We start from the raw sequence: 23,674 nt of genomic DNA, 5'->3' as shown, positions 1-23,674 counted from the left end.
CATGGCACTGAAGAGAAGACAGAAGATATCACCGGGATTCAGTATGTCGTCCATGACCGACCTGATATTCCTGCTATTGATATTTTTTATGATTACTTCTACCATGGTTTCGCCTAATGCCATTAAGGTGTTACTCCCACAAGGGTCGCAGCAGACATCGGCTAAACCTATGGCAAGGATTATCATAGATAAGAACTTGAATTATTACGGGGCTTTCGGCAATGAAGACGAGATGCCGCTGTTTATAGACGAGGTTACTTCCTTTCTGCAGGACTGTGCCTCGAAGGAACCTGAAATGTATGTAGCCTTGTATGCAGACGAATCTGTTCCTTACAGGGAAATAGTACGCATACTTAATATTGCAAACGAGAATCATTTTAAAATGGTGTTGGCCACAAGAAGACCTGATAAGAAATGAAAAAAAGCAAAATAACAGGAATTGCAGGAACGCTGATAGTGCATGTGATTGTCATTGCGTTGCTTTTCTGGCTTGGAATGGATATACCTGAAAAGCAGGAAGAAGGAGGTGTGCCTGTTATGATGGGTAATGCCGAGCTTGCTCAAGGTAGCTCCGACCCGTATATGATGACCGAGGTGGATGTTGCTCCTCAGCCGGAATATTCCGGGCCGGAGATAACGACTCCACAACCGGAGTCGGAGCAGCAAATGATAACTCAGCAGGATGAACCGTTGCTTCAAGTGAAGGAGGAGAAGCCTAAACCGGATAAAAAGGTTGAAAAACCTGTGGAGAAAGTTCCTGAGAAGAAGCCTGACACAAAGGTGGAAAAGCCCAAAGTAGAGAAAACCGAAGCCGAGAAGCGTGCTGAAGCTGAAAAAGCAGCAGCCGAGGCAGCTGCAAACAAGATAGCCGGAGCCTTTGGCAAAGGTGCTCAGATGGGTAATAAAGGTTCTGCCACATCAGGACAGGGTGTGCAGGGAAAATCGGATGGCAACAGCACTACGGGAGGTATGGCCGACGGAGCATTCGACCTGAACGGACGTAGCCTCGGAGAGGGTGGCCTGCCTGTACCTGTATATAATGTGCAGGAAGAAGGTCGTGTCGTGGTTACCATAGTTGTAAATCCGGCCGGAAAGGTGATAAGTACAAGTATCAACAAGCGTACCAATACTGTAAATCCGGTACTCCGAAAGGCTGCTGAAGATGCTGCCCGCAAGGCACGTTTCAATACTGTTGACGGAGTGGATAATCAGAGTGGAACGATAACTTATCATTTCAGACTTAGATAACTAAATAATTAATAATGAAGAATTAATAATTAAGAATGAAAAGAAGTGTGTTAGCCCATTTTTAATTCTTAATTATTAACTTTTAATTGAATAATATTATGAAACCAGTAATTTTTCTTGCTGAAGGGTTTGAAGAATCTGAAGCTTTGTTGCCATTGGATATTTTGCGCCGTGGCGGTATTGATGCTATTACAGTGTCTGTAACATCAGATAAGATTGTGAAAAGTTCTCATGGAGTACAGATAGTGGCAGATGCTGCAATGGAGGAAATAACTGCTGCTGACGTACAGATGATTATATTGCCGGGCGGACTGCCGGGAGCTACTAATCTGGATGCCTGCGCCGCACTTGACAAGATGATTATGGACTTCGCTGCTCAGGGCAAGCCTATGGCTGCAATCTGTGCTGCTCCTATGGTGTACGGCAAACGCGGACTGTTGAAAGGAAAGAAGGCTACATGCTATCCCGGATTTGACAAGTACCTTGATGGAGCCGAATATACAGGAAATCTGGTAGAAAAAGTAGACAACTTCATCTTGGGAAAAGGTCCTGCTGCGGCTACCGAGTTCGGTTTTGCTATCCTTGAAAAGTTGGCAGGACGCGAAAAGGCAGATGAGGTAAGAAAAGGAATGCTCTATATCTGATGAAGCAATATGTCATAATAGTGGCAGGAGGAAAAGGGCTGCGCATGGGAGGCAATCTGCCCAAGCAGTTTGTTCCTCTTGCCGGTAAACCGGTTCTGATGCGTACATTGGAGAACTTCTTCCTCTGTTCTCCGGAAATAAATATAATATTGGTACTTCCTCATGACCATCAGGAATATTGGAAGAATCTGTGTGAGGAGTATGATTTATCTGTTCCGCATCGTATTGCAGATGGTGGAGAAACACGTTTTCATTCGGTTAAGAATGGTCTTGCCCTGGTAGAAGGTGATAGTGCTGTAGTAGCCGTTCACGACGGGGTGCGTCCTTTCGTTTCGCACGATGTGATTTCCAAATGTTTTGCCTGTGCTGAACAGGGAAAGGCAGTCGTTCCAGTAACCGACGTGGTGGAAACACTAAGGAAAGTCGGACAGAATGGAGTCAGTATCACCGTACCGAGAAGCAGCTACCGACTGGTGCAGACTCCTCAGGTATTTCCGGCCGGAATGCTAAAGGATGCTTATTCATGTGAATATCGTGCTGATTTTACGGACGATGCATCTGTAGTAGAGGCTAAGGGATATACCGTGGAATTAGTGGAAGGCAACAGAGAGAACATTAAACTCACCACTCCTTTTGACATGATTGTGGCGAAAGGATTATGTAATGCTGATTTATAGGATATCCCTATGTAATAACAAACGTTCACAACAAACATTTGTCTCCATCCATATCTATACGCGACATAAAGTATCTACCCGGCGTAGGACCGCACAGAGCCGAAATACTTGAGAAGGAATTGGGAATACGTTCCTTCAAGGACTTGCTGTATCATTTCCCTTATAAGTACGTCGACCGTAGCCGCATATATAGAGTGAGGGAGATAGACAGTTCAATGCCGTACATTCAGCTTAAAGGTCAGATACTTAGCTTTGAAACATTCGGCGAGGGAAGGCAGCGCAGGCTTGTTGCCCATTTCAGCGACGGAACGGGCGTTGCAGACCTTGTCTGGTTTCAGGGATTGAAGTTTGTTACGGGTAAGTACAAATGCCATGAAGAGTATATCGTGTTCGGCCGTCCAACGGTTTTTGGAGGACGTGTGAACATTGCCCATCCTGATATAGACCCAGTCGATGGAGTAACGCTTTCGTCCATGGGGCTTAGGCCGTACTACAATACTACGGAGAAGATGAAGCGGATGAACATCTCATCCAGTGCGATAGAGAAACTTGTAACAAATCTGTTTGCAGCCATTGGTGAAGACACTCCGGAAGAAACGCTCAGTCAGGCGATTATTTCAGCCCACGGTCTGATGCCTCTTATGGAAGCATTACGGAATGTTCATTTCCCAAAGAATCCGGAACTTCTGCGTAAAGCACAGTACAGGTTGAAGTTCGAGGAACTGTTTTATATCCAACTTAACATTCTTCGCTTCTCGCGAGAACGTAGAAACCGTTTTGGAGGAATCGTATTTTCCAAAGTCGGTGAGTATTTCAATACTTTCTATTCCGAATTCCTGCCTTTCAGTCTTACCGGTGCACAGAAACGTGTAGTGCGCGAGATGCGTCGTGATATGGGAAGCGGACGACAGATGAACCGTCTTTTGCAGGGCGATGTAGGAAGCGGTAAGACTCTTGTAGCTTTACTGGCCATGCTTATAGCCCTGGACAACGGATGTCAGGCATGCATGATGGCTCCAACAGAAATCCTTGCGGCTCAGCATTATGAAACACTGACACGTTTTCTTGACGGCATGGATGTGCGTGTGGAACTGCTGACAGGCTCTGTGAAAGGGAAGAAGAGGGAGACAATACTCAAAGACTTGCTCAGCGGCGATGTTCATATTCTTATAGGCACTCATGCGGTAATAGAGGATACGGTGGAATTTGCGTCTTTGGGACTTGTCATTATTGACGAGCAGCATCGTTTCGGGGTAGAGCAGAGGGCAAGGCTTTGGGCAAAGAACAAGATACTTCCGCACGTATTGGTTATGACGGCCACTCCTATACCACGAACACTTGCCATGACACTCTATGGCGACCTTGACGTTTCCGTCATAGACGAGCTGCCTCCCGGAAGAAAGCCTGTGACTACCGTACACAGATATGATAGTATGCGTGCGTCAATGTATGAGTTCGTGCGCAATCAGATTAGGATGGGGCGACAGGCCTATATTGTCTATCCGTTGATACAGGAAAGTGAGAAGATGGACATCAAGAACCTTGAGGACGGATATGCTACGATTTGTGAAGTCTTTCCGGAATATAAGGTAAGCAAGGTTCACGGCAAAATGAAACCTGCGGAGAAGGATGAGGAAATGCGACGCTTCGCCCAGTGTGAAACACAGATACTGGTTGCTACCACGGTGATTGAGGTAGGAGTTAATGTGCCGAATGCTTCGGTAATGGTAATTGAAAATGCCGAACGTTTCGGGCTGTCGCAGTTGCATCAGCTTCGCGGTAGGGTTGGTAGAGGTGCCGATCAGTCGTATTGTATTCTTATGACTGGCTATAAACTCTCGGAGGACACAAGGAAGCGAATCCAGATAATGGTTGATACAAATGATGGCTTTGAGATAGCCGAGGCTGACCTCAAACTTCGTGGCCCGGGTGATATAGAAGGTACACAGCAGAGTGGTGTGGCTTTCGATTTGAAGATTGCAAATCTGGCTCGCGACGGACAACTCCTGCAGTATGTGCGAGAGATAGCTGAAAAGATAATAGATGAAGACCCTACAGCATCAAAACCTGAAAATGCTGTGATATGGAAGCAATTAGCAGAAATCAGAAAGAAGAATGTAGACTGGTCTGCTATTTCCTGATAATGAAAGGACTTATTGTGAAGTGCGTTGTTGAACGGTGAATGAACGTGTTGTGAACAGCGAATGAACATAGCTATCACTATTTAAATATATAATTAAGGCTGTCCCAAATCTTATATTGAGACAGCCTTTTATCTATGTATTAGTCTTGTAATCGACTGTTTATACAGACTTATTTGTTTTCTGCCAATTCCATCAGTTTGTCTACAGCTGCATTAAGGCCGTCAGGGTTCTTACCGCCTGCAGTAGCGAAGTGAGGCTGGCCTCCACCGCCACCCTGAATCATTTTGGCAGCTTCGCGTACCATAGCTCCTGCATTCATACCTGCTTTTACAAGATCTTCGCCGAGCATTACTGTAAGCATTGGCTTACCTTCGTATGCGCTACCTATTGCAACAAACAGATTGCTTCCCATTTCACCTTTAAGCTGGAATGCAAGGTTCTTCACTGTTTCTGCCGGTAATGGAAGAACTGCACTTACAATTTTCATGCCGTTCACTTCCTTAGCGTTTTCTATCAGTTTAGCCTTAACGGTAGCTTCCTTTTCTTTCATGAACTCTTCTACCTGTTTCTTCAGACCTGAGTTTTCTTCGATATATTTGTTTATCGCAACTTTCAAGTCAGGAGCGTTGTTGAAGAGTACCTTCAAGTCAGCCAAGGTATCCTGGATAGTGTCAAGCATTTCTTCCACCTTAGCACCTGTTACAGCTTCGATACGACGTACACCGGCAGCTACAGAACTTTCAGAAATGATTTTCACCATACCAATCTTACCTGTAGCAGATACATGAGTACCACCACAGAATTCTATTGATGAGCCGAACTGAACTACGCGGACTTCGTCGCCGTATTTCTCGCCGAACAGAGCGATAGCGCCAAGTTCCTTAGCTTTTTCGATAGGCAGATTGCGATATTCAGTCAGAGGAACATTCGCACGTATCTTGACATTAACCAAATGTTCTACCTCACGAATCTGTTCAGGGGTAACCTTCTGGAAGTGTGAGAAGTCGAAACGCAAAGAGTCAGGAGTTACGAGCGAACCTTTCTGTTCTACGTGTGTACCGAGAACCTCGCGCAAAGCTTCGTCAAGCAAGTGTGTACATGAGTGGTTTGCAGCGCATGCGTCGCGTTTGTCTGTATCCACACAAGCCATCATAGGAGCTTCAGGATGTTCAGGCAGTTTCTTTGCGATATGTATAGGAAGATTGTTCTCCTTCTTAGTGTCAATAATCTCTATAGTTTCGAATTCGCTTACCAATACACCTGTGTCGCCTACCTGACCACCGCTTTCAGCATAGAAAGGAGTGTCGCTCAGTACTATCTGATACAGAATCTGGTTTTTCTGTTTTACCTGACGGTAGCGTAGGATAGAAGTCTCATACTCAGTATAGTCATATCCTACGAATGTAGTCTCACCTTCTTTCAGTGTAACCCAGTCGCCTGTTTCTACAGCAGCAGCGTTACGCGCACGTGCTTTCTGTTTCTCCATCTCAGCTTCGAAGCCTTTCACATCGGCTGTAAGTCCGTTTTCGCGGAGGATAAGTTCAGTAAGGTCGAATGGGAATCCGAATGTATCATACAGAGTAAATGCATCTACACCGCTGATTTCAGTCTTTCCGGCAGCTTTGGTTTCGTTCATAGTCTTGTCAAGCAGGCGGATACCTGTTTCAAGAGTACGCAGGAATGATTCTTCCTCTTCCTTGATAACCTTTTCTATCAGGTTCTGCTGAGCTTTCAGTTCAGGATAAGCACCACCCATATTTTCTACCAATACAGGAACAAGGCGATACATAAATGCCTGCTTCTGTCCGAGGAATGTGTATGCATAGCGCACAGCACGACGCAAGATACGGCGGATAACGTAACCTGCTTTAGCGTTGGATGGCAACTGGCCGTCAGTTATAGAGAAAGCGATTGTTCTTATGTGGTCAGCTATAACGCGCATAGCTACGTCTGTCTTTTCTTCTTTTCCGTAAACTACACCTGCCATGTCGCCTATTACTTTGATGATTGGCTGGAATACGTCAGTGTCATAGTTTGAACGTTTTCCCTGCATAGCCATACAAAGACGTTCGAATCCCATACCGGTGTCGATAACCTTTGCCGGCAGAGGTTCAAGGCTGCCGTCAGCCTTACGGTTGTACTGCATGAACACAAGGTTCCAGATTTCAATCACCTGAGGATGGTCATGGTTTACAAGTTCGCGTCCTGGTACAGCTGCACGTTCTTCGTCTGTACGGAGGTCGATATGGATTTCAGAGCAAGGTCCGCATGGTCCTGTATCACCCATTTCCCAGAAGTTGTCATGCTTATTACCGTTTATGATATGATCTTCCGGCATATACTGTGCCCAATAACCTGCAGCTTCGTTGTCGCGTTCAAGTCCTTCTTCAGGGCTTCCTTCGAACACTGTTGCATAAAGGTTTTTAGGGTCAATCTTAAGAACGTCTACCAGGAATTCCCATGCCCATGAGATAGCTTCTTTCTTGAAATAATCGCCGAAAGACCAGTTACCGAGCATTTCGAACATTGTGTGATGGTATGTGTCATGTCCAACCTCTTCAAGGTCATTGTGCTTTCCGCTCACACGAAGACATTTCTGTGAGTCTGTTACACGTTTATATTTTGCCGGATGATTTCCCAGGATAATATCCTTAAACTGGTTCATACCTGCATTGGTGAACATCAGCGTAGGGTCATCTTTTATCACCATTGGTGCCGAAGGTACAATCTGATGTCCTTTCGACTCGAAGAATTTAACGAACGAGTCGCGGATTTCATTTGCTGTCAACATATTTATATTCTATGATGGTTAATATTCTGAAAATTGATTTGCAAAGATAACTTGTTTTATTATTTTTGTCGTTAAAATTGGTGCAAAATATTGATATCTTGTATCTTATTTTTTCATAAAACGAATAATAATGCGTAAAGTTTATTACATATATAATCCTAAGACCAGAACTTACGACCGTATTTACCCTACTTTGCGTCAGAGAATAATGAGTTATTTGAGGCGTTTGTTTGTCGGAATGGGGTTGGGTGCCGGAAGCTTCCTTGTTCTCTTCATTATCTTCGGTTCACCGTCCGAAAGAGGACTTCGTACCGAGAACTCTCAATTGCAGGCACAGTATCACATTCTGTCTACCCGCCTGGATGAAGCATTGAATGTTATGAAGCAGATTCAGCAGCGCGATGATAATCTGTACAGAGTCATTATGCAGGCAGACCCGGTGAACGACAGATTGCGACTTGCCAGTTACGGCAATACCAACCGTTATGGCGAACTCATGGATATGGCAAACTCACGACTGGTGGTCAATACTTCCAAGAAGATGGATTTGCTTGCCCGACAGTTGTACATCCAGTCCGAGTCATTCGATGAGGTTGTTGAGATGTGTAAGAAGCATGATGAAATGATTGAATGTATTCCTGCCATTCAGCCTGTGTCAAACAAGGATTTGAAGCGTACTGCTTCAGGTTACGGAACTCGAATAGACCCAATATACAAGACTGTCAAGTTTCATGAAGGGATGGACTTTTCGGCTAATGTGGGAACTCCTGTATATGTAACAGGTAATGGAAGGGTTATAAAAGCCGGATGGGAGGGCCTTTACGGAAACTGTATTAACGTAGACCATGGTTTCGGATATGTCACAAAGTATGCACATTTAAGTAAGATAAAGGTTAGACCAGGCCAGAACGTAGTAAGAGGTGAGATAATCGGTGAGGTCGGCAGTACCGGAAAAAGTACCGGACCGCATCTGCATTACGAAGTCCATGTAAAGGGAAAGGTGGTAAATCCTGTAAACTACTATTTCATGGATTTGAATGCCGAAGATTATGACAAGATGGTTGAGATAGCTTCCAATCATGGTAAGGTTTATGATTGATATTAAAGATTTATTCTATGGGTTTACGTTCAGATAAAGAGTTGAAGATATATTATTCCATAAGTGAGGTCGCACAGATGTTTGGTGTGAACGAATCTTTATTGAGATACTGGGAAAAGGAGTTTCCGTTCATCTCGCCGAAGAAAACCGGAGGGAATGTGCGTCAGTACAGAAAGGAGGATATAGACAATATCAGACTCGTATATCATCTTGTGAAGGAAAAAGGTCTGACACTGGCCGGAGCCAAGCAAAGACTGAAGCAGGAGAGGGAGCTTGAAGCCAAGAATGTAGATATCATAGAACGTCTGAAGGAGATAAAAGAAGAGCTCCTCAGTATTCGTAAGGAGCTCGATTATATGACTTAATCCGTTGTATCGTCGTCGAAGTTTTCAATTCTTGTGACTATTTTCACATTCTCTATTTTCTTGAGATTCTCACAAATGGTATTGACATCGTCCACGTCATGCACGTAGAGCTGTATTCTTCCCACGAAAATACCATCATTCGATTCAATATGCAGCTTGTGAATGTTTACGTTAAGCTGTTGTGAGATAACTTCGGTAACCTTGTTCAGGATTCCTATTCCGTCAATACCTTTCACGAAAACATTGACCGGGAAATACAGAGCCTTTCCGGTTTCCCATTGTACGGCTAAAAGCCTGTTGCCGAAACTTGACTTCAGTTGTGCTGCAATAGGGCAGTGAAGCTTGTGTATGATAATCCTGTTGTTGTCGTCTATATAGCCTAATACATCATCTCCCGGAATCGGTTTACAGCAATCTGCAATTATGTAATTCTTCTGTATAGTGTCCGGAGTAAGTTTTACTATCTTTTTCTTGTCTATATTGATAGCCGGTACGGTTTCTTTCTCCTGTTTCTGAGTCTTGCTCTTGCTGTTGCCTCCAAGACCGAATGGAATGAATTTCTTCCATCCGTTAGCGGTACTTTTCTCTTTAAATCCCTCGATATCGCTATCGCCAAGTTTGATGACTTTCTGTCCAATCTGCAGCATTAGTTCGTCTGGCGATTTTACTTTATGCAGTTTGCACAGTTTGGAAATGTTTTCATCGTTAACTTCAATTTTGGCATTTTTGAGGAACTCGTTGAGCATATCTTCTCCGAGTTGCTGAGTTTCCTTGCGCTCTCTTCTCAGGATAGCCTGTATCTTAGCCTTGGCCTTTGCGGTAGTTGCAAAGTTAACCCAGTCAGGCTGCACTTTCTGTGATTTTGATGTAAGTATTTCCACTTGGTCACCGCTTTGCAGCTTGTGGCTCAGAGGTACTAATTTATGGTTAACCTTTGCACCGATACAGTGGCTTCCAAGGAATGTGTGTATCGAGAAAGCAAAATCCAGTGCCGTACAGTTTTGCGGCATGGTCTTGATTTCACCTTTAGGGGTAAATACGAATATTTCCGAAGCAAAAAGGTTAAGCTTAATCGTGTCGAGGAAATCGAGAGCATCCGGCTGCGGGTCATCCAGAATTTCCTTTATGGTGTGCAGCCATTTGCCGAGCTCACCTTCATCCTCACTTATTCCTCCTTCCTTATACTTCCAGTGTGCAGCAAATCCCTGTTCGGCTATTTCGTCCATTCTTTCGCTTCTTATCTGCACTTCAATCCATCTTCCCAGGTTACTCATAAGTGTGACATGCAGTGCCTGATATCCGTTTGCCTTAGGATGGCTCACCCAGTCCCTGAGTCTGTCAGGATGAGGTTTGTATATGCTTGAAATGGAAACATATATATTAAAACAGTCGATAGCTTCCTTATCCGGGCTTTCCGGTTCGAATATTATTCTTACAGCCAGGATATCATAAATTTCTTCGAAGGTGATATGCTTTGTCTGCATTTTATTCCAGATGGAATAAGGGGACTTCACTCTGGCCTGTATCCTGTATTTCAGTCCCATGTTGTTGAGCTGTTCTTTTATCGGGGCTGTGAAATCTGCGAACAGACTGTCGCGTTCAGCCTGAGTGGCTTCCAGTTTCTTTTGAATCTGGTTATATGCATCCGGATGTTCGTACTTGAAGCTTAAGTCTTCAAGTTCTGTCTTTATCTTGTTCAGACCAAGTCTGTTTGCCAGCGGGGCATAAATATATAATGTTTCTCCGGCTATCTTATATTGTTTGCTTGGCAGCATTGACCCAAGAGTACGCATATTATGCAGACGGTCGGATATTTTTATAAGAATTACCCTGATATCGTCGTTCATTGTAAGGAGCAGCTTCTTGAAGTTTTCTGCCTGTGCCGATGCTCTGTCACCGAAGATACCTCCTGATATTTTTGTCAGTCCGTCTACAATCAGTGCTATCTTTTCTCCGAAAAGATTCTGTATGTCTTCTACGGTATAGTCCGTATCTTCTACCACATCGTGCAGAAGTGCGGCACATATTGATGTGGAGCCTAAGCCTATTTCGCAGCACGCTATTCTTGCCACGGCTATAGGATGCAGTATGTATGGTTCGCCGGAACGTCTTCTCACACCCTTGTGTGCCTGTTTGGCGAAATTAAATGCTTTAGTTATTATTTCTACTTTCTTACGATGCCTACTTTCAAGGTATCTGTCAAGCAGTTCTTGGAAAGCTTCATTGATTATTTTCTCGTCAACTTGTTCTTGGGTTAGTTTCTCATCCGTCATATGCATATTCCTCCAAAAATAACATAAGTGCAAAAATATGAAATAATCAAAAAAAAGCAGTATTTCTGTGGTAATTAATTGAAATACTTGCTTTTTTATTTTGTTATTTTGGTTTATCTTATTCTGATAGTCTTTCCGGCACGTATGTTGCTGCCTTTAATACCGTTCAGTCTTCTTATCTGGCTAATGCTTACTCCATATTTTGCTGCTATACCTCCCAATGTTTCTCCGTTTCGTATCTTGTGATATACTTCGGCAGTTTTAGGAGTGGTTACTTTTACAGTTGTTCTTCTGTTCTGATAAACCTGTGGCTTGTAGTTGTATATGCTGTCTTCATGCTCAAGGAAGCAGCTCACCATATTGTTAGGCAGTCTTAATGCATAAGTTTTCTGATTGCCGGGAATTATGCCTTTTCTGAATTCCGGATTAAGTGCGCGCAGCTGTTCTATGTCAATCTTGCACACCTCGGCTATCTGGTTAAGATTCAGGCTCTTATTTATATGTATTGTGTCAGTGCCTTCAGGCATCTGCATTGCCATAGGTCTGATGTTATGTTCACAATAATAATTCATTATGTAGTTTGCCGCAACAAATGCAGGAACATATCCTCTTGTCTCTTTTGGCAGGAAGTTGTAAATCGACCAGAAGTCAGTTGCTCCTCCGGCACGTCTTATGGCCTTGTTTATGTTCCCAGGTCCGCAATTGTATGCAGCCAATACCAAATTCCAGTCGTGGTATATTTCATACAGGTCTTTCAGATACCTTGCTGCAGCGTAAGTCGATTTTATAGGGTCCCTTCTTTCATCGATGAGAGTACTAACTTCCAGACCATATATCTTTCCTGTGTTAAGCATGAACTGCCAAAGCCCGGTGGCACCTTGTCGTGACACGGCATTAGGGTTCAGAGCCGATTCTATGACAGGCAGATATTTGAGTTCGAGCGGCAGATTATATATTTCGAGTGCTTCCTCGAAGATAGGCATATACAGATTGTTTGCGCTGAGCATGAATGCCACAGTTTCGTGCAGTCTTCCTGTATATTGGTCTATGAATTTTCTTATAATCTCGTTATACGGCATTTCTATTACAGCCGGGATTCTCTGAAGTCTGTCTATATATACAGAATCGCTTATATTAGGATTTGAAATACCTGACTCGCAGTTTATCGGTGTTATGTAATTCTTTGATATCCAGTCCAGGTAAAGACTGTCTGTAGTCGACAGCATTCCCTGAGGCAGTTCTATTTCCTCGTTTTCTCCCAAATCATTCTTTACGGTTATGGTTTCCGTTTTCTCTTGTGCATATAGTGTGGAGAATCCCAATGATAACAGGCAAATGATAATCTTCTTCATAATTTAAAATTTTATATTGCATTGTAGTCCGACTCCCTGAGGACGATTGCGGAACGCATCGTTGAATAATGTCGGTTCAAGTTTTAAGCTCAAATCTCTCGATATATCAAAATCAGACAGTTCGGCATCTACATAAGCATCAATAACTGAAAGCAGGTAAACACCAATGAAGGCAAAGATACTGAGGTCTCTCTGTCTTCTGTATATGTCTTTTGCATTCTTGAAAGTTTCCTGATAGTATTTCAGATTGCTTTCTATGTCAACATACGACGGTATGAAATTCTTGTAACTGTCATTGTTAGGGTTGTCGCTCATTATGTCCTGATAGGCCTGAGAGTAGTCGTTGTACATTTTAGTGTTCCACGTCAAGGCATAAGCACAGCCTACAAATCCTCCATATATTATCGGAAGTTTCCAGTATTTTTTATTGTAAATCTGTCCGGCTCCAGGCAGTACCATTGCCATCCATAATGACTTGTTTGAATCCGGAATCCATCGTTTGGATGGTGTCTGCGGTGCGTTCATTACGGAGTCCGATTTTGAAGACAGCATAGCCGTGTCTACCGGTGCTTCCAGTTTCATCAGCTTGTCATCGATTTCCTTTTCAAGATATCTGATTCCGATACTGTCCTCAGGCGTCCGGCTTATGATAGTGTCGTTTCCCACTATTGTGTCATTAAGCATTATTGTCGCGCTCTTGGCCACACAGACTGCTTGTATCCCGTTTGCTGTGAATAGCAACATCGAGATACAACATATAATGAAACTGCTATATATGTGGAATTTCGGTTTCAAAACTAATTTCTTTATTCAGTTGGTTTTAATGAATCCAGTATTTCCATTATTCTTTCCAGGTCAGCTTCGTCCTTGAATGGAATACTGATTTTGCCTTTTCCCTTTGCACTGCATGAGAGCTGAACTTTTGTTCCGAAGAAGCTTGACAGATGGTTCTGCAGCACACCGAAAGTTTCCGGAAGCTTGCTTTGTGCAGCCGGCTTTTCCTGTTTTTCGGAGTTTAGGGCCTTTACAATCTCTTCCACCTTTCTCACTGAATACCCGTTGGCTATTATTTCATTGAATATTTTCAGCTGTGTCTGAGGGTTTTCCACAGAGAGTAATGCTCTGGCGTGCCCCATGTCTATTACCTTGTTTTTCAAGGCCATCTGTATTGTTGCAGGCAGTTTCAGCAGTCGGAGGTAGTTGGCTACGGTTGTTCTGTTCTTGCCCACACGCTCGCTCAGTCTTTCCTGAGTCAGTTCGTATTGTTCTATCAGGTGCTGATATGCAAGGGCTATTTCCAGCGAGTTCAGGTCTTCTCTCTGTATATTCTCTATCAGAGCCATCTCCATCACATTCTCGTCGTCGGCAGTCTTTATGTATGCAGGTATTGTTTTCAGTCCTGCAAGTGCCGAAGCCTTGAATCTTCTTTCTCCTGCTATAATCTGATATGAGTCATCATTGATTTTTCTTAGGGTGATAGGTTGGATGATACCTACTTCAGCAATCGAATCTGCCAGTTCCTGCAAGGCAACCGGGTCAAACTCACGTCGTGGCTGGTTAGGATTGGCAGAAATTTTGCTCAACTCTATTTCGCCGATATTTGATGAGCCTGAAGTCTTCACTTCCTCGTTGGATATCAGCGCATCCAAACCTCTTCCCAAAGCAAATTTTTTCTGTACTGCCATATTCCTATTTCGTATTTTTCGTTATTATTTCGTTGGCCAGAGCCAAGTGGTTTTTTGCACCGGTCGATTCAGCATCGTATAATATTGCCGGTATTCCGTGGCTTGGTGCTTCGCTCAGTTTTACATTTCGCTGTATGATAGTCTTGAACACCAGTTCCTGAAAATGTCTTTTCACGTCGTCGTATATCTGGTTTGCCAGACGCAATCTTGAATCGTACATTGTCAGAAGGAATCCTTCAATTTCCAGTGCCGGATTAAGTTTCGTTTTAATTATCTTAATGGTGTTGAGCAGTTTGCTGATTCCTTCGAGTGCAAAGTATTCGCATTGCACCGGAATAATAACAGAATCGGCAGCTGTCAGTGCGTTGATTGTTATCAGCCCTAATGATGGTGAACAGTCTATAAGTATATAGTCATATTCATTCTTCATGGGTTCCAGGGCCTTTTTCATAATCTTCTCTCTGTTGTCCAGATTAAGCATTTCTATTTCTGCTCCCACCAAGTCAATGTGCGATGGTATAATGTCTAATCTGTCAATATCGGTCGTGTAAATGGCCTCTCTGATGTCTGTCTGGTTAATAAGACATTCGTAGATAGAGCAGTCTATTTCATTTACGTTTACTCCCAAACCGGAAGAAGCATTAGCCTGTGGGTCTGCGTCTATAACTAATACCTTCTTTTCCAGAGTGGCCAGTGATGCAGCCAGGTTTATTGTTGTGGTTGTTTTTCCCACACCGCCTTTCTGATTGGCCAAAGCAATTATTTTTCCCATATTAATCAGTTTTATACTGGTGCGAAATAACTAATAATTAGTGATACCGCATATTAAAAAACTGTTACTTTTACAGAAAGTGTTGATAACTCACCGCTTTTGTTAATAACTAAATCGGGGCAAATATACTGAAAACCACATAAAAAAACGAATAGATACTGTGAAGATTAATATTTGAAAACGTATTGTCACATAGTTTTTTTGTTCTGTATTCCGAAAGGTTGTAACTTTACGTCGTTTTAAGTCGAATCTTAATAAACATAGTTGAAATATGGCAAACTGCAAACCTCTTATACTGCTGTCGAACGATGACGGCTATCAGGCAAAAGGAATCAATGAGTTGATAAAGGCGCTACGCGATGAGGCTGAACTCGTGGTAGTGGCTCCGGACGATCCGCGTTCAGGTGCGTCGGGTGCCATCACTTCCTCCACTCCTATATGTTATGAAAAGGTGAAGGAAGAGCCCGGGCTTGTGGTGTACAAGTGTAACGGCACGCCGGTGGATTGTACCAAACTGGCGCTGCACACCATTGTAGAACGTACTCCGGACTTGATTATAGGAGGCATAAACCATGGAGATAATTCGTCTGTGAATGTACATTACTCCGGAACAATGGGGATAGTGATAGAAGGAGCTCTGAAGGGTATTCCTTCTATCGGATTCTCTCTATGCAATCATGACCCGGATGCGGACTTCTCGTCTACTCTGCCATATGTAAGGCAAATTGTGAAAGCCACATTGGCAAACGGGCTCCCGTATGGCACATGTCTTAATGTCAATTTCCCCGATACAGATAGTCTGAAGGGAATCAGGGTATGCCGCCAGACAGACGGAGTGTGGATAAATGAGTTTGCAGAATGCAGCCATCCGCACGATAAAAAGTATTTCTGGCTTACAGGCTCTTATAAAAATTATGAACCGAATATCGAAGGAACAGACCATTGGGCACTTGACAACGGCTATGTGGCAATAACTCCTACACAGGTGGATGTCACGGCATATGCCCTGATGGAGAAAATGAAGTCATGGAACTGGGAATAAATAACTAACTTAAAAACTCACAATGAAGTATTATCTGATAGTAGGAGAGGCCTCAGGCGATTTACATGCGTCGAATCTTATGCGTTCGCTGAAGATGCATGATGAGAATGCCGAATTCCGTTTCTTCGGAGGCGACCTGATGCAGGCAGTAGGAGGAACATTAGTCAAGCATTACAAGGATATGGCATATATGGGTTTCATCCCTGTGCTGCTGCATCTGCGTACCATCTTCCGCAATATGGACCTGTGCAAATCGGATATCGTGGAATGGAAACCGGATGTGCTGATTCTGATAGACTATCCGGGATTCAATCTGAAGATAGCCAAGTATATCAAGCAGCATACTGATATACCTGTGTATTATTATATATCGCCAAAGATATGGGCCTGGAAGGAATACCGCATAAAGGCTATCAAACGCGACATAGACAAGATGCTTTCCATTCTCCCGTTCGAGATAGATTTCTACCGTAAACACAATTACCCAATATCGTATGTGGGAAATCCGAGTGTAGACTCTGTTATGCGATATCTTGACAATCATCCTTCCAACAGAGCTGCATTTCTTAAAGACAATGGTCTGACGGACAAGCCTATAGTGGCAATTCTTGCAGGAAGCCGTAAGCAGGAGATAAGGGATAATCTGACGCGTATGATGGAAGTAGCCCGTTCGTACCCGGACTATCAGTTTGTCGTGGCCGGTGCGCCCGGTATATCGCATGACTATTATAAGCAGTATATAACTCCCGAAACCAATATCGTATTCTCTCAGACATACAGACTGCTTCAACACTCCGTAGCGGCTATGGTCACATCAGGAACTGCAACGCTTGAAACGGCATTGTTCGGAGTACCGCAAGTGGTTTGCTACTATATGTCTGCCGGAAAGCTTGTGTCCTGCTTAAGGAAGTTCTTCCTGAAGGTCAAGTATATTTCGCTTGTAAATCTTATCACGGGAGAAGAAACAGTGAAAGAGCTTGTAGCCGACGAGATGTCTGTCAGCAATCTGAAGCATGAGTTCGCTGCAATATTGCCAGGAGGAACCAAACGCGAAGGTGTACTGAAGGGCTATTCGGACCTGAAACGTATATTGGGAAATCCCGGAGCGTCCGAAAAGGCGGCAGAGATTATAGTTGAGGCGTTAAGGTCGAAATAGATTCGCATATATATTATATAAGGTGTCCAACCGGAGTCTGAATAGCGTTTAAATAATGTTTAAATGGCATTTAAATTCCGGTTGGACTTTTTTATGAGAATTCTTCGACGCAGAAACCGTAACACGAACGTGTAACGGGTGGAACACGAACGTGTCACTCGCGTAACACGAACGTGACGCGCGCGTTACACGAACGTGTAACGGTTTCTATGAACAGGCGTTTTTCCCAATAAAATTCCATGTTTTGCCATCAATAATTGACCGAATGGAAATAAAATCATAAATTTGGGGAAAAATACGAATTCTATGATAAATACTTTATTTAATTCTCTGATGTACATTATGCCTGTGCTGGCTATAATAGTGTTCATCGCTCTCTTCTTCGTCAAGGCCGGCTATGGCATATTCCACACCAAAAGTTGGGGCTTGAGTCTTCCCAATAAAGTGGGGTGGGTGATAATGGAATGTCATGCCTTTATCCTTATGGCAACAATGTGGCTGACAGGGCAATATACCATGATGTCCGTTCCTGCCGTTTTCTTCATCCTTTTCGAGATACACTATTTCCAGAGAGCATTTGTGTTTCCGCTACTGATGAAAGGGAAAAGTAAGATGCCGGTCAGCATAATGCTTATGGGAGTAGTTTTTAATCTTATAAACGGTTTCCTGATAGGATATTCATTGTTTCATATCGGTCATTCTGACAAATATACCGTCGAATGGCTCTATTCACTTTATTTTATAATAGGTGTACTGATATTCATTGCCGGAATGGTGATAAACCTTCATTCGGACAATGTGATAAGACATCTTCGTCCGAAAGGCGATACACGTCATTATTTCCCGCAAAAAGGAATGTACCGTTATGTCACATCGGCCAATTATCTGGGAGAGCTGATGGAATGGACAGGGTTTGCCATACTGACATGCGATGCTGCGGCATGGGTATTTGTGGTATGGACTTTTGCCAATCTCGCTCCTCGTGCATACGCCATAAGGAAACGCTATGTGGAGGAGTTCGGAACGGAAGTGGTAGGAAAAAGAAAATGTTTGATACCTTATATATATTAGTAATATGGAAACATCAAAACTATTTACAGAATATAAGATTGGCCCTTTGACGCTTAGAAACAGGACTATACGTTCGGCTGCGTTTGAAAGTATGTGTCCCGGCAACAAACCGTCGAAGGCTTTGTATGACTATCATGTGTCGGTTGCTCATGGTGGAGTGGGAATGACTACTGTGGCATACGCTGCGGTGACACGAAGCGGACTGTCGTTCGACCGGCAGTTGTGGATGCGTCCTGAAATCGTTCCCGACCTGAAGAAGCTTACTGACGCTATCCATCGTGAGGGAGCTGCTGCAAGCATTCAGTTAGGGCATTGCGGAAACATGTCGCACAAGAGTATCTGTGGTGAAACGCCTGTCGGTGCATGTAGCGGATTTAATCTCTATTCGCCTACATTTGTCCGCGGACTCCGCAAGGATGAACTTCCTGTTTTGGCAAAGGCGTATGGAGATTCTGTTAGATTGGCTCGTGAGGCAGGTTTTGATGCCGTAGAGATACATGCCGGACACGGGTATCTGATAAGCCAGTTCCTTTCTCCATATACCAACCACAGAAAGGACGAGTATGGCGGTTCGTTGGAGAACAGAATGCGTTTTATGGACGAGGTTATGGCAGAGGTGATGAAAGCTGCCGGAGACGATATGGCTGTTTTGGTCAAGATGAACATGCGCGACGGCTTCAAGGGAGGAATGGATATAGACGAGAGCCTGAAAGTGGCGCAGCGGTTGAAAGAGGACGGAGCACATGCACTTGTGCTCAGTGGAGGTTTCGTAAGCAAGGCACCTATGTACGTCATGCGAGGTGCTATGCCTATAAAGACTCTTACTCATTACATGGACTGCTGGTGGTTGAAATACAGTGTGAAACTTTTCGGACGCATGATGATACCTACAGTGCCTTTCAGCGAGGCTTATTTCCTTGATGATGCACTGAAGTTCAGAGAGCAGATAAAGGATATTCCGCTGGTATATGTGGGCGGACTTGTTTCAAGAGAGAAAATAGATGAGGTGCTGAACAAAGGATTTGAGTTTGTGCAGATGGGGCGCGCCTTGTTGAATGAGCCTGGATTTGTCAACCGTATGAAGACTGAAGAATGTGCCAGATGCAATTGCGGACACAGCAACTACTGTATAGGCAGAATGTACACAGTGGATATGGCATGTCATAAGCATCTGAAAGAAGAACTTCCGCCTTGTCTGAAAAAAGAAATTGAAAAACTGGAGAACAAATGATGAAGAAGACTGCTGTAATAACGGGAGCCGACGGAGGTATGGGCTCGGAAATAACCAAGGCCGTTGCGCTGGCAGGTTATCATGTGATAATGGTGTGTTACACCGGTTTCAAGGGTGAGGAAAGAAAAAGCAGGATTGTTCTTGATACGGGAAATGATGATATAGAGGTGGTTCAGGCAGACCTGTCTTCTATGGAGTCGGTGGTTGAGGCTGCAAGAAAGATTAAGAGCAAGACTCCTTCGGTGGAACTTCTGATGAATAATGCCGGCACGATGTGTACACATTTCACACGTACGGAAGACGGCTTTGAACATACTGTGGCAGTGAATTATCTGGCTCCGTATCTTCTTACACGTTTGTTATTGCCGTTGATGCACGAAGGGAGCAGGATTGTGAGTATGGTTTCGTGTACATACGCCATCGGCAAGATTGGCCCCAATTTCTTTACGAAAGGACGTGAGGGCGGTTTCTTCCGTATTCCTATATACAGCAATACCAAACTTGCACTCTGGCTTTTCACCCGTGAACTTTCTGAAAGAGTGAAAGACAAGGGAATAACGGTAAATGCAGCCGACCCGGGAATAGTTTCCACCAATATCATCAGAATGGATATGTGGTTCGATCCTCTTACAGATGTTCTGTTCCGTCCGTGTATCCGTACCCCTCGTAAGGGAGCGGAAACGGCGATACATCTTCTGCTTGATGAAAAGTATGATGGAGTTACCGGCGGAATGTTCGCCTCCTGCAAGCAGAGAAAATTAAGCGACAAGTATCTGCATCATCATCAGATGAAAGAACTATGGGAGCAGACGGAGAAGAAGCTAGAAAGCTTTTTAGTTTCTGAAAATTTGTAAGGTAATAATCAAATAAGTAATTTTGTGTTGCAAAACTTAAAAACTTGCGAACTCAAGACATAAGTACAAAAGAACATATATAATATAAAAATCTGTTCTTTTGTCGAAAAATAAAAACAAACTTAAAAACTCAAAATATATGGCTAAATTCAAAAGAATCCTCCTTAAACTGAGCGGTGAAAGCCTGATGGGAGAAAAGAAATACGGTATAGACGAAAAGCACCTTGGCGAGTATGCACAGCAGATTAAGGAAATCCACGATATGGGTGTACAGATTGGTATCGTGATTGGCGGTGGTAACATCTTCCGCGGATTGAGCGGTGCAGGCAAGGGTTTCGACCGTGTGAAAGGCGACCAGATGGGTATGCTTGCTACAGTTATCAACAGTCTCGGACTTAGCTCTGCTCTTGTGGCTGCAGGTGTGAAGGCACGTGTGCTTACAGCAATCCGTATGGAACCGATAGGCGAGTTCTATACCAAATGGAAAGCCATCGAGGCAATGGAAAACGGTGAAGTGGTAATCATGTCAGCCGGAACAGGAAATCCGTTCTTCACTACAGATACAGGCTCTTCGTTGAGAGGTATCGAAATTGAGGCAGACGTAATGCTGAAGGGAACACGTGTAGACGGTATCTATACTGCCGACCCGGAAAAAGACCCTACTGCAACCAAGTTTGACGAAATCACATACGATGAAGTTCTTGCACGCGGACTTAAGGTTATGGACCTTACAGCTACATGTATGTGTAAGGAAAACAATCTGCCTATCATCGTATTCGATATGGATACAGTAGGTAATCTGAAGAAAGTTATGTCCGGCGAAAACATCGGAACTTTGGTTCATCCTTGATTCTCGGTTGATATAGATACATAAAAAAAGAAAGTTATTAACAGCTTTGCATATACCTGTTAATAACTTTCTTTTTTGTTAATAACTCTCTTGTCTGTTTATAAAATGAATTTCCTCACCTCGGCATTCTTCATGTGCGGAATGTTGTACAGTTCATTTATATCTACTCCCAATATGTGCGCCTGGATGGAGCGGTTGATGAGGCCATGAGCTACTACCAGTACGTCCTTTCCTTCATACTTTTCTCTTATGTATTCCACTATGCGTCTGCCGCGTTCATAAAGCATTTCTTTTGTTTCCGCATCTTCAGGAGGATTCTTTGTATTGACTGAATCTATCTTGAGTCCTGTCCATGACCCCCAGTCAATTTCTCTCAGAAGTCTGTTCTGTTCCCAAGGCAGATTTCTGTCTGCCATAGCTATACTGACTGTATCAACAACACGTTGCAAATCGCTGCTGAGTATGCAGTCGAGGTGTATGTCACGGAGTTCTTTTCCAAGGTTCCGTGCCTGCTCTATACCTTCTTCGGTAAGCTTTCCGGGCATATGTCCCTGAAATATCCGCATCAGGTTTTCTTCAGTTTGTCCGTGGCGGATGAGGTAGATTGTAGTCATATTTACTATAATTTGTTTTAGTATTATGTAATGTTACATTGATTTATATATCTACAGTAGTATGAGAACAAGAAATCCCGGTCGTAATGACCAGGATTCCTTATATTACAAAGGTAAGAATTCTTTTTTGTTCCACCAAACAGCTTGTTTTCGATATTCTTTCAATCTAACAGCACACGCAAGTGAATTCTATCAGTGTAAGTTCTTTTGTGAGATTCATGTTTTATGATACTCAGCACCATATGAAATCTGAAAAACTTGGATAATAGACATTTTTTATTTCTTTCCTTGAAAAAAGGAAAGAAATTGCTATATTTGTCCTTTAAAAAAGGAAAGGCTATGAGAAAGGATATTATAAAATCTCTGATTGCTATAAAACAGAGTGAAATACCGTTCGATGTTATAGATAGAGACACTAAGCTGCCTTTAGCACGTAAAAAGATTATAACAGTACCAGGTGTGCGACGATGTGGAAAATCTACCATGATGGAGATAGCTATCAACGAACTTGTTGCAGGCGGAGTACCTTCTAAGAACATTTTATGGTTAGGTTTCGACGATGAACGATTAAAGAGCATGGACGCATCACAACTTGACGAGGTTGTTGTAGCCTATATGGAAATGTATCCTGACGTGGCATTCAAAGATGTACATATCTTTTTGGATGAGATTCAGTTAATAAAAGACTGGGAATACTTTGTGCTGCGCCTTTACAAATCGTACTGCAAGAATATTTATGTATGCGGAAGCAATGCTACTATGCTCTCTAAAGAATTAAGTTCCGCATTGAGAGGATATCCTTTGGAATACGAAACTTTTCCTTTATCATTCAATGAATATTGTCGGTTTATCGGTGTTAAAACCGATAGTTTTCTTGAGCAGGACATAGCCAGACTGCGAAATGCTTTCTTGGAATATAACAGCGTAAGTTCCTTCCCAGAAATAGTTCTTACACATACTCGTTCCGAACAGATAAAGTTGTTGCATGGATATTTCGATACAATGATTCTTAAGGATATGGTAGAGCATTACAGGATTTCGAATATCGGTATGGTAAGATATTTCGTAAAGAGGATAATGTCCAACCTTACCAAACCTACATCTATAAATGCCATATATAAGGATATAAAGTCGCAAGGTCTTAAAGTTACAAAAGACGACCTCTATCTTTGGGCCGATTATGCGTGTGATATTTTTCTGTTCATCAGAATTCCAAAATATGAACGTTCGCTCAGCAAAGAACAGAAATCACTCGACAAGTATTATTGTATAGACAATGGTTTACGCAGTGCTGTCATTATGCCACAGAGCAATGACAATGGAAAGAATCTTGAGAACAGCGTATTTATGCATCTGTATAGAAATCGTATGCCATCAGATAAGATTTCGTATTATCAAGGCAACAGTGAATGCGATTTTGTAATACAACGGGAGGAGTCTGTGGTGGAGCTTATTCAGGTGACATGGGAAATGAGCGATGCTGAAACAAAAGAAAGGGAGATACGAGGTATTATGGAAGCATCGTCCGCTACCGGGTGTGATAATATGAAAATTATAACCATCGACTATGAGGATGTTATTTACATAGAAAATAAAAAGATTGATGTTATTCCTGCGTGGAAATGGATGTCTGCTAAATGAATACAGCTATTTAAATATTGAGGGACTTATGGGGGAACCTGAGCAAAAAGAAAGTGACTAAACTATTGATTTCAAATAGTTTAGTCACTCGAACTGTGGAGCTGGAGGGAGTCGAACCCTCGTCCAAACAAGGAAGCCATATGCTTTCTACATGCTTATCTCTGC

The 23,674-nt window shown here is 43.1% G+C and carries 21 protein-coding genes and 1 other RNA gene (1 of these 22 running past the window's edge); 14 read left to right on the top strand and 8 right to left on the bottom strand.

Annotated features, from left to right (window positions below):
* The first annotated feature begins 1 nt into the window (after position 1).
* From QZ379_RS00895 to recG, 5 genes are all read left to right on the top strand, one after another.
* Positions 2-418 carry a biopolymer transporter ExbD gene (locus QZ379_RS00895; protein WP_291557131.1) on the top strand — a complete coding sequence of 139 codons (417 nt, stop codon included), beginning with the start codon at positions 2-4 and terminating at the stop codon, positions 416-418.
* The gene (locus QZ379_RS00890; RefSeq protein ID WP_291557128.1) at positions 415-1,248 is read left to right on the top strand and encodes an energy transducer TonB; all 834 of its coding nucleotides are present in this window, start codon (positions 415-417) and stop codon (positions 1,246-1,248) included. Before QZ379_RS00895 ends, QZ379_RS00890 begins: the two co-directional genes overlap by 4 nt.
* A gap of 98 nt (positions 1,249-1,346) precedes the next feature.
* Positions 1,347-1,892, top strand: a complete 546-nt coding sequence (locus QZ379_RS00885; RefSeq protein ID WP_291557125.1) for a DJ-1 family glyoxalase III — start codon at positions 1,347-1,349, stop codon at positions 1,890-1,892.
* Positions 1,892-2,569, top strand: a complete 678-nt coding sequence (locus tag QZ379_RS00880; protein WP_291557122.1) for a 2-C-methyl-D-erythritol 4-phosphate cytidylyltransferase — start codon at positions 1,892-1,894, stop codon at positions 2,567-2,569. Before QZ379_RS00885 ends, QZ379_RS00880 begins: the two co-directional genes overlap by 1 nt.
* A 38-nt stretch (positions 2,570-2,607) precedes the next feature.
* On the top strand, positions 2,608-4,710 hold the full coding sequence (gene recG / locus QZ379_RS00875) for an ATP-dependent DNA helicase RecG (protein ID WP_291557119.1): 2,103 nt from the start codon (positions 2,608-2,610) through the stop codon (positions 4,708-4,710).
* A 172-nt stretch (positions 4,711-4,882) separates the two neighbouring features.
* Here recG and alaS read toward each other — a convergent pair whose 3' ends face one another.
* Complete coding sequence (alaS, locus tag QZ379_RS00870; RefSeq protein ID WP_291557116.1) at positions 4,883-7,504, bottom strand: alanine--tRNA ligase; 2,622 nt, start codon at positions 7,502-7,504, stop codon at positions 4,883-4,885.
* Positions 7,505-7,634: 130 nt separating this feature from the next.
* Here alaS and QZ379_RS00865 point away from each other — a divergent pair, with 130 nt between their 5' ends.
* Entirely contained in the window at positions 7,635-8,603 is a 969-nt protein-coding gene (locus tag QZ379_RS00865) for a M23 family metallopeptidase (RefSeq protein WP_291557112.1), read from the top strand.
* Positions 8,604-8,620: 17 nt separating this feature from the next.
* Positions 8,621-8,968: a MerR family transcriptional regulator gene (locus tag QZ379_RS00860; protein WP_291557110.1), complete on the top strand. Its 348-nt coding sequence runs from the start codon at positions 8,621-8,623 to the stop codon at positions 8,966-8,968.
* On the opposite strand, the gene QZ379_RS00855 is transcribed toward QZ379_RS00860, so the two are convergent.
* The 5 genes from QZ379_RS00855 to QZ379_RS00835 all read right to left on the bottom strand — a co-directional run bounded on the left by QZ379_RS00855 (position 8,965) and on the right by QZ379_RS00835 (position 15,050).
* On the bottom strand, positions 8,965-11,241 hold the full coding sequence (locus QZ379_RS00855; RefSeq protein ID WP_291557196.1) for a RelA/SpoT family protein: 2,277 nt from the start codon (positions 11,239-11,241) through the stop codon (positions 8,965-8,967). The genes QZ379_RS00860 and QZ379_RS00855 overlap by 4 nt on opposite strands.
* 113 nt (positions 11,242-11,354) lie before the next feature.
* Positions 11,355-12,593, bottom strand: a complete 1,239-nt coding sequence (locus QZ379_RS00850) for a lytic transglycosylase domain-containing protein (RefSeq protein ID WP_291557107.1) — start codon at positions 12,591-12,593, stop codon at positions 11,355-11,357.
* 3 nt (positions 12,594-12,596) lie between these two features.
* Positions 12,597-13,337 carry a DUF5683 domain-containing protein gene (locus tag QZ379_RS00845; protein WP_291557104.1) on the bottom strand — a complete coding sequence of 247 codons (741 nt, stop codon included), beginning with the start codon at positions 13,335-13,337 and terminating at the stop codon, positions 12,597-12,599.
* Between the two features lie 62 nt (positions 13,338-13,399).
* The gene (locus QZ379_RS00840; protein WP_291557101.1) at positions 13,400-14,278 is read right to left on the bottom strand and encodes a ParB/RepB/Spo0J family partition protein; all 879 of its coding nucleotides are present in this window, start codon (positions 14,276-14,278) and stop codon (positions 13,400-13,402) included.
* Between the two features lie 4 nt (positions 14,279-14,282).
* Entirely contained in the window at positions 14,283-15,050 is a 768-nt protein-coding gene (locus tag QZ379_RS00835; RefSeq protein ID WP_291557098.1) for an AAA family ATPase, read from the bottom strand.
* A 271-nt stretch (positions 15,051-15,321) separates the two neighbouring features.
* Here QZ379_RS00835 and surE point away from each other — a divergent pair, with 271 nt between their 5' ends.
* From surE to pyrH, 6 genes are all read left to right on the top strand, one after another.
* Entirely contained in the window at positions 15,322-16,092 is a 771-nt protein-coding gene (gene surE, locus QZ379_RS00830) for a 5'/3'-nucleotidase SurE (RefSeq protein WP_291557095.1), read from the top strand.
* Positions 16,093-16,114: 22 nt separating this feature from the next.
* Entirely contained in the window at positions 16,115-17,248 is a 1,134-nt protein-coding gene (lpxB, locus tag QZ379_RS00825; protein WP_291557092.1) for a lipid-A-disaccharide synthase, read from the top strand.
* 306 nt (positions 17,249-17,554) lie between these two features.
* The gene (locus QZ379_RS00820) at positions 17,555-18,319 is read left to right on the top strand and encodes a DUF1295 domain-containing protein (RefSeq protein ID WP_291557089.1); all 765 of its coding nucleotides are present in this window, start codon (positions 17,555-17,557) and stop codon (positions 18,317-18,319) included.
* A 4-nt stretch (positions 18,320-18,323) separates the two neighbouring features.
* Entirely contained in the window at positions 18,324-19,550 is a 1,227-nt protein-coding gene (locus tag QZ379_RS00815; RefSeq protein ID WP_291557086.1) for an NADH:flavin oxidoreductase, read from the top strand.
* Positions 19,550-20,404: an SDR family NAD(P)-dependent oxidoreductase gene (locus QZ379_RS00810; RefSeq protein ID WP_291557193.1), complete on the top strand. Its 855-nt coding sequence runs from the start codon at positions 19,550-19,552 to the stop codon at positions 20,402-20,404. Before QZ379_RS00815 ends, QZ379_RS00810 begins: the two co-directional genes overlap by 1 nt.
* A gap of 139 nt (positions 20,405-20,543) precedes the next feature.
* On the top strand, positions 20,544-21,254 hold the full coding sequence (gene pyrH, locus QZ379_RS00805; protein ID WP_291557083.1) for a UMP kinase: 711 nt from the start codon (positions 20,544-20,546) through the stop codon (positions 21,252-21,254).
* 98 nt (positions 21,255-21,352) lie between these two features.
* On the opposite strand, the gene QZ379_RS00800 is transcribed toward pyrH, so the two are convergent.
* A complete protein-coding gene (locus QZ379_RS00800) occupies positions 21,353-21,868 on the bottom strand; it encodes a histidine phosphatase family protein (protein ID WP_291557080.1) in 516 nt (171 codons plus the stop codon).
* A gap of 339 nt (positions 21,869-22,207) precedes the next feature.
* On the opposite strand from QZ379_RS00800, the gene QZ379_RS00795 reads away from it, so the two are divergent.
* Complete coding sequence (locus tag QZ379_RS00795) at positions 22,208-23,509, top strand: ATP-binding protein (protein WP_291557077.1); 1,302 nt, start codon at positions 22,208-22,210, stop codon at positions 23,507-23,509.
* 93 nt (positions 23,510-23,602) lie between these two features.
* Here the strand turns inward: QZ379_RS00795 and ssrA are convergent.
* Positions 23,603-23,674: a transfer-messenger RNA gene (ssrA, locus tag QZ379_RS00790) on the bottom strand; it runs 77 nt beyond the window's last position.

Source organism: Bacteroides sp. (assembly GCF_019417265.1).
Taxonomy (GTDB): domain Bacteria; phylum Bacteroidota; class Bacteroidia; order Bacteroidales; family Bacteroidaceae; genus Phocaeicola.
Note: the sequence above shows the minus strand (reverse complement) of the source record. Positions and strands in the feature narration are given on the sequence as shown.

What these genes read in the sequence shown, in the direction of transcription:
- QZ379_RS00850 (WP_291557107.1), bottom strand. Translation starts at nt 12,593, where the DNA reads ATGAAGAAGATTATCATTTGCCTGTTATCATTGGGATTCTCCACACTA.
- QZ379_RS00895 (WP_291557131.1), top strand. Translation starts at nt 2, where the DNA reads ATGGCACTGAAGAGAAGACAGAAGATATCACCGGGATTCAGTATGTCG.
- QZ379_RS00880 (WP_291557122.1), top strand. Translation starts at nt 1,892, where the DNA reads ATGAAGCAATATGTCATAATAGTGGCAGGAGGAAAAGGGCTGCGCATG.
- surE (WP_291557095.1), top strand. Translation starts at nt 15,322, where the DNA reads ATGGCAAACTGCAAACCTCTTATACTGCTGTCGAACGATGACGGCTAT.
- QZ379_RS00795 (WP_291557077.1), top strand. Translation starts at nt 22,208, where the DNA reads ATGAGAAAGGATATTATAAAATCTCTGATTGCTATAAAACAGAGTGAA.
- QZ379_RS00835 (WP_291557098.1), bottom strand. Translation starts at nt 15,050, where the DNA reads ATGGGAAAAATAATTGCTTTGGCCAATCAGAAAGGCGGTGTGGGAAAA.
- QZ379_RS00845 (WP_291557104.1), bottom strand. Translation starts at nt 13,337, where the DNA reads ATGTTGCTATTCACAGCAAACGGGATACAAGCAGTCTGTGTGGCCAAG.
- alaS (WP_291557116.1), bottom strand. Translation starts at nt 7,504, where the DNA reads ATGTTGACAGCAAATGAAATCCGCGACTCGTTCGTTAAATTCTTCGAG.
- QZ379_RS00800 (WP_291557080.1), bottom strand. Translation starts at nt 21,868, where the DNA reads ATGACTACAATCTACCTCATCCGCCACGGACAAACTGAAGAAAACCTG.
- QZ379_RS00810 (WP_291557193.1), top strand. Translation starts at nt 19,550, where the DNA reads ATGAAGAAGACTGCTGTAATAACGGGAGCCGACGGAGGTATGGGCTCG.
- QZ379_RS00820 (WP_291557089.1), top strand. Translation starts at nt 17,555, where the DNA reads ATGATAAATACTTTATTTAATTCTCTGATGTACATTATGCCTGTGCTG.
- lpxB (WP_291557092.1), top strand. Translation starts at nt 16,115, where the DNA reads ATGAAGTATTATCTGATAGTAGGAGAGGCCTCAGGCGATTTACATGCG.
- QZ379_RS00815 (WP_291557086.1), top strand. Translation starts at nt 18,324, where the DNA reads ATGGAAACATCAAAACTATTTACAGAATATAAGATTGGCCCTTTGACG.
- QZ379_RS00855 (WP_291557196.1), bottom strand. Translation starts at nt 11,241, where the DNA reads ATGACGGATGAGAAACTAACCCAAGAACAAGTTGACGAGAAAATAATC.
- QZ379_RS00890 (WP_291557128.1), top strand. Translation starts at nt 415, where the DNA reads ATGAAAAAAAGCAAAATAACAGGAATTGCAGGAACGCTGATAGTGCAT.
- QZ379_RS00885 (WP_291557125.1), top strand. Translation starts at nt 1,347, where the DNA reads ATGAAACCAGTAATTTTTCTTGCTGAAGGGTTTGAAGAATCTGAAGCT.
- QZ379_RS00840 (WP_291557101.1), bottom strand. Translation starts at nt 14,278, where the DNA reads ATGGCAGTACAGAAAAAATTTGCTTTGGGAAGAGGTTTGGATGCGCTG.
- pyrH (WP_291557083.1), top strand. Translation starts at nt 20,544, where the DNA reads ATGGCTAAATTCAAAAGAATCCTCCTTAAACTGAGCGGTGAAAGCCTG.
- QZ379_RS00860 (WP_291557110.1), top strand. Translation starts at nt 8,621, where the DNA reads ATGGGTTTACGTTCAGATAAAGAGTTGAAGATATATTATTCCATAAGT.
- QZ379_RS00865 (WP_291557112.1), top strand. Translation starts at nt 7,635, where the DNA reads ATGCGTAAAGTTTATTACATATATAATCCTAAGACCAGAACTTACGAC.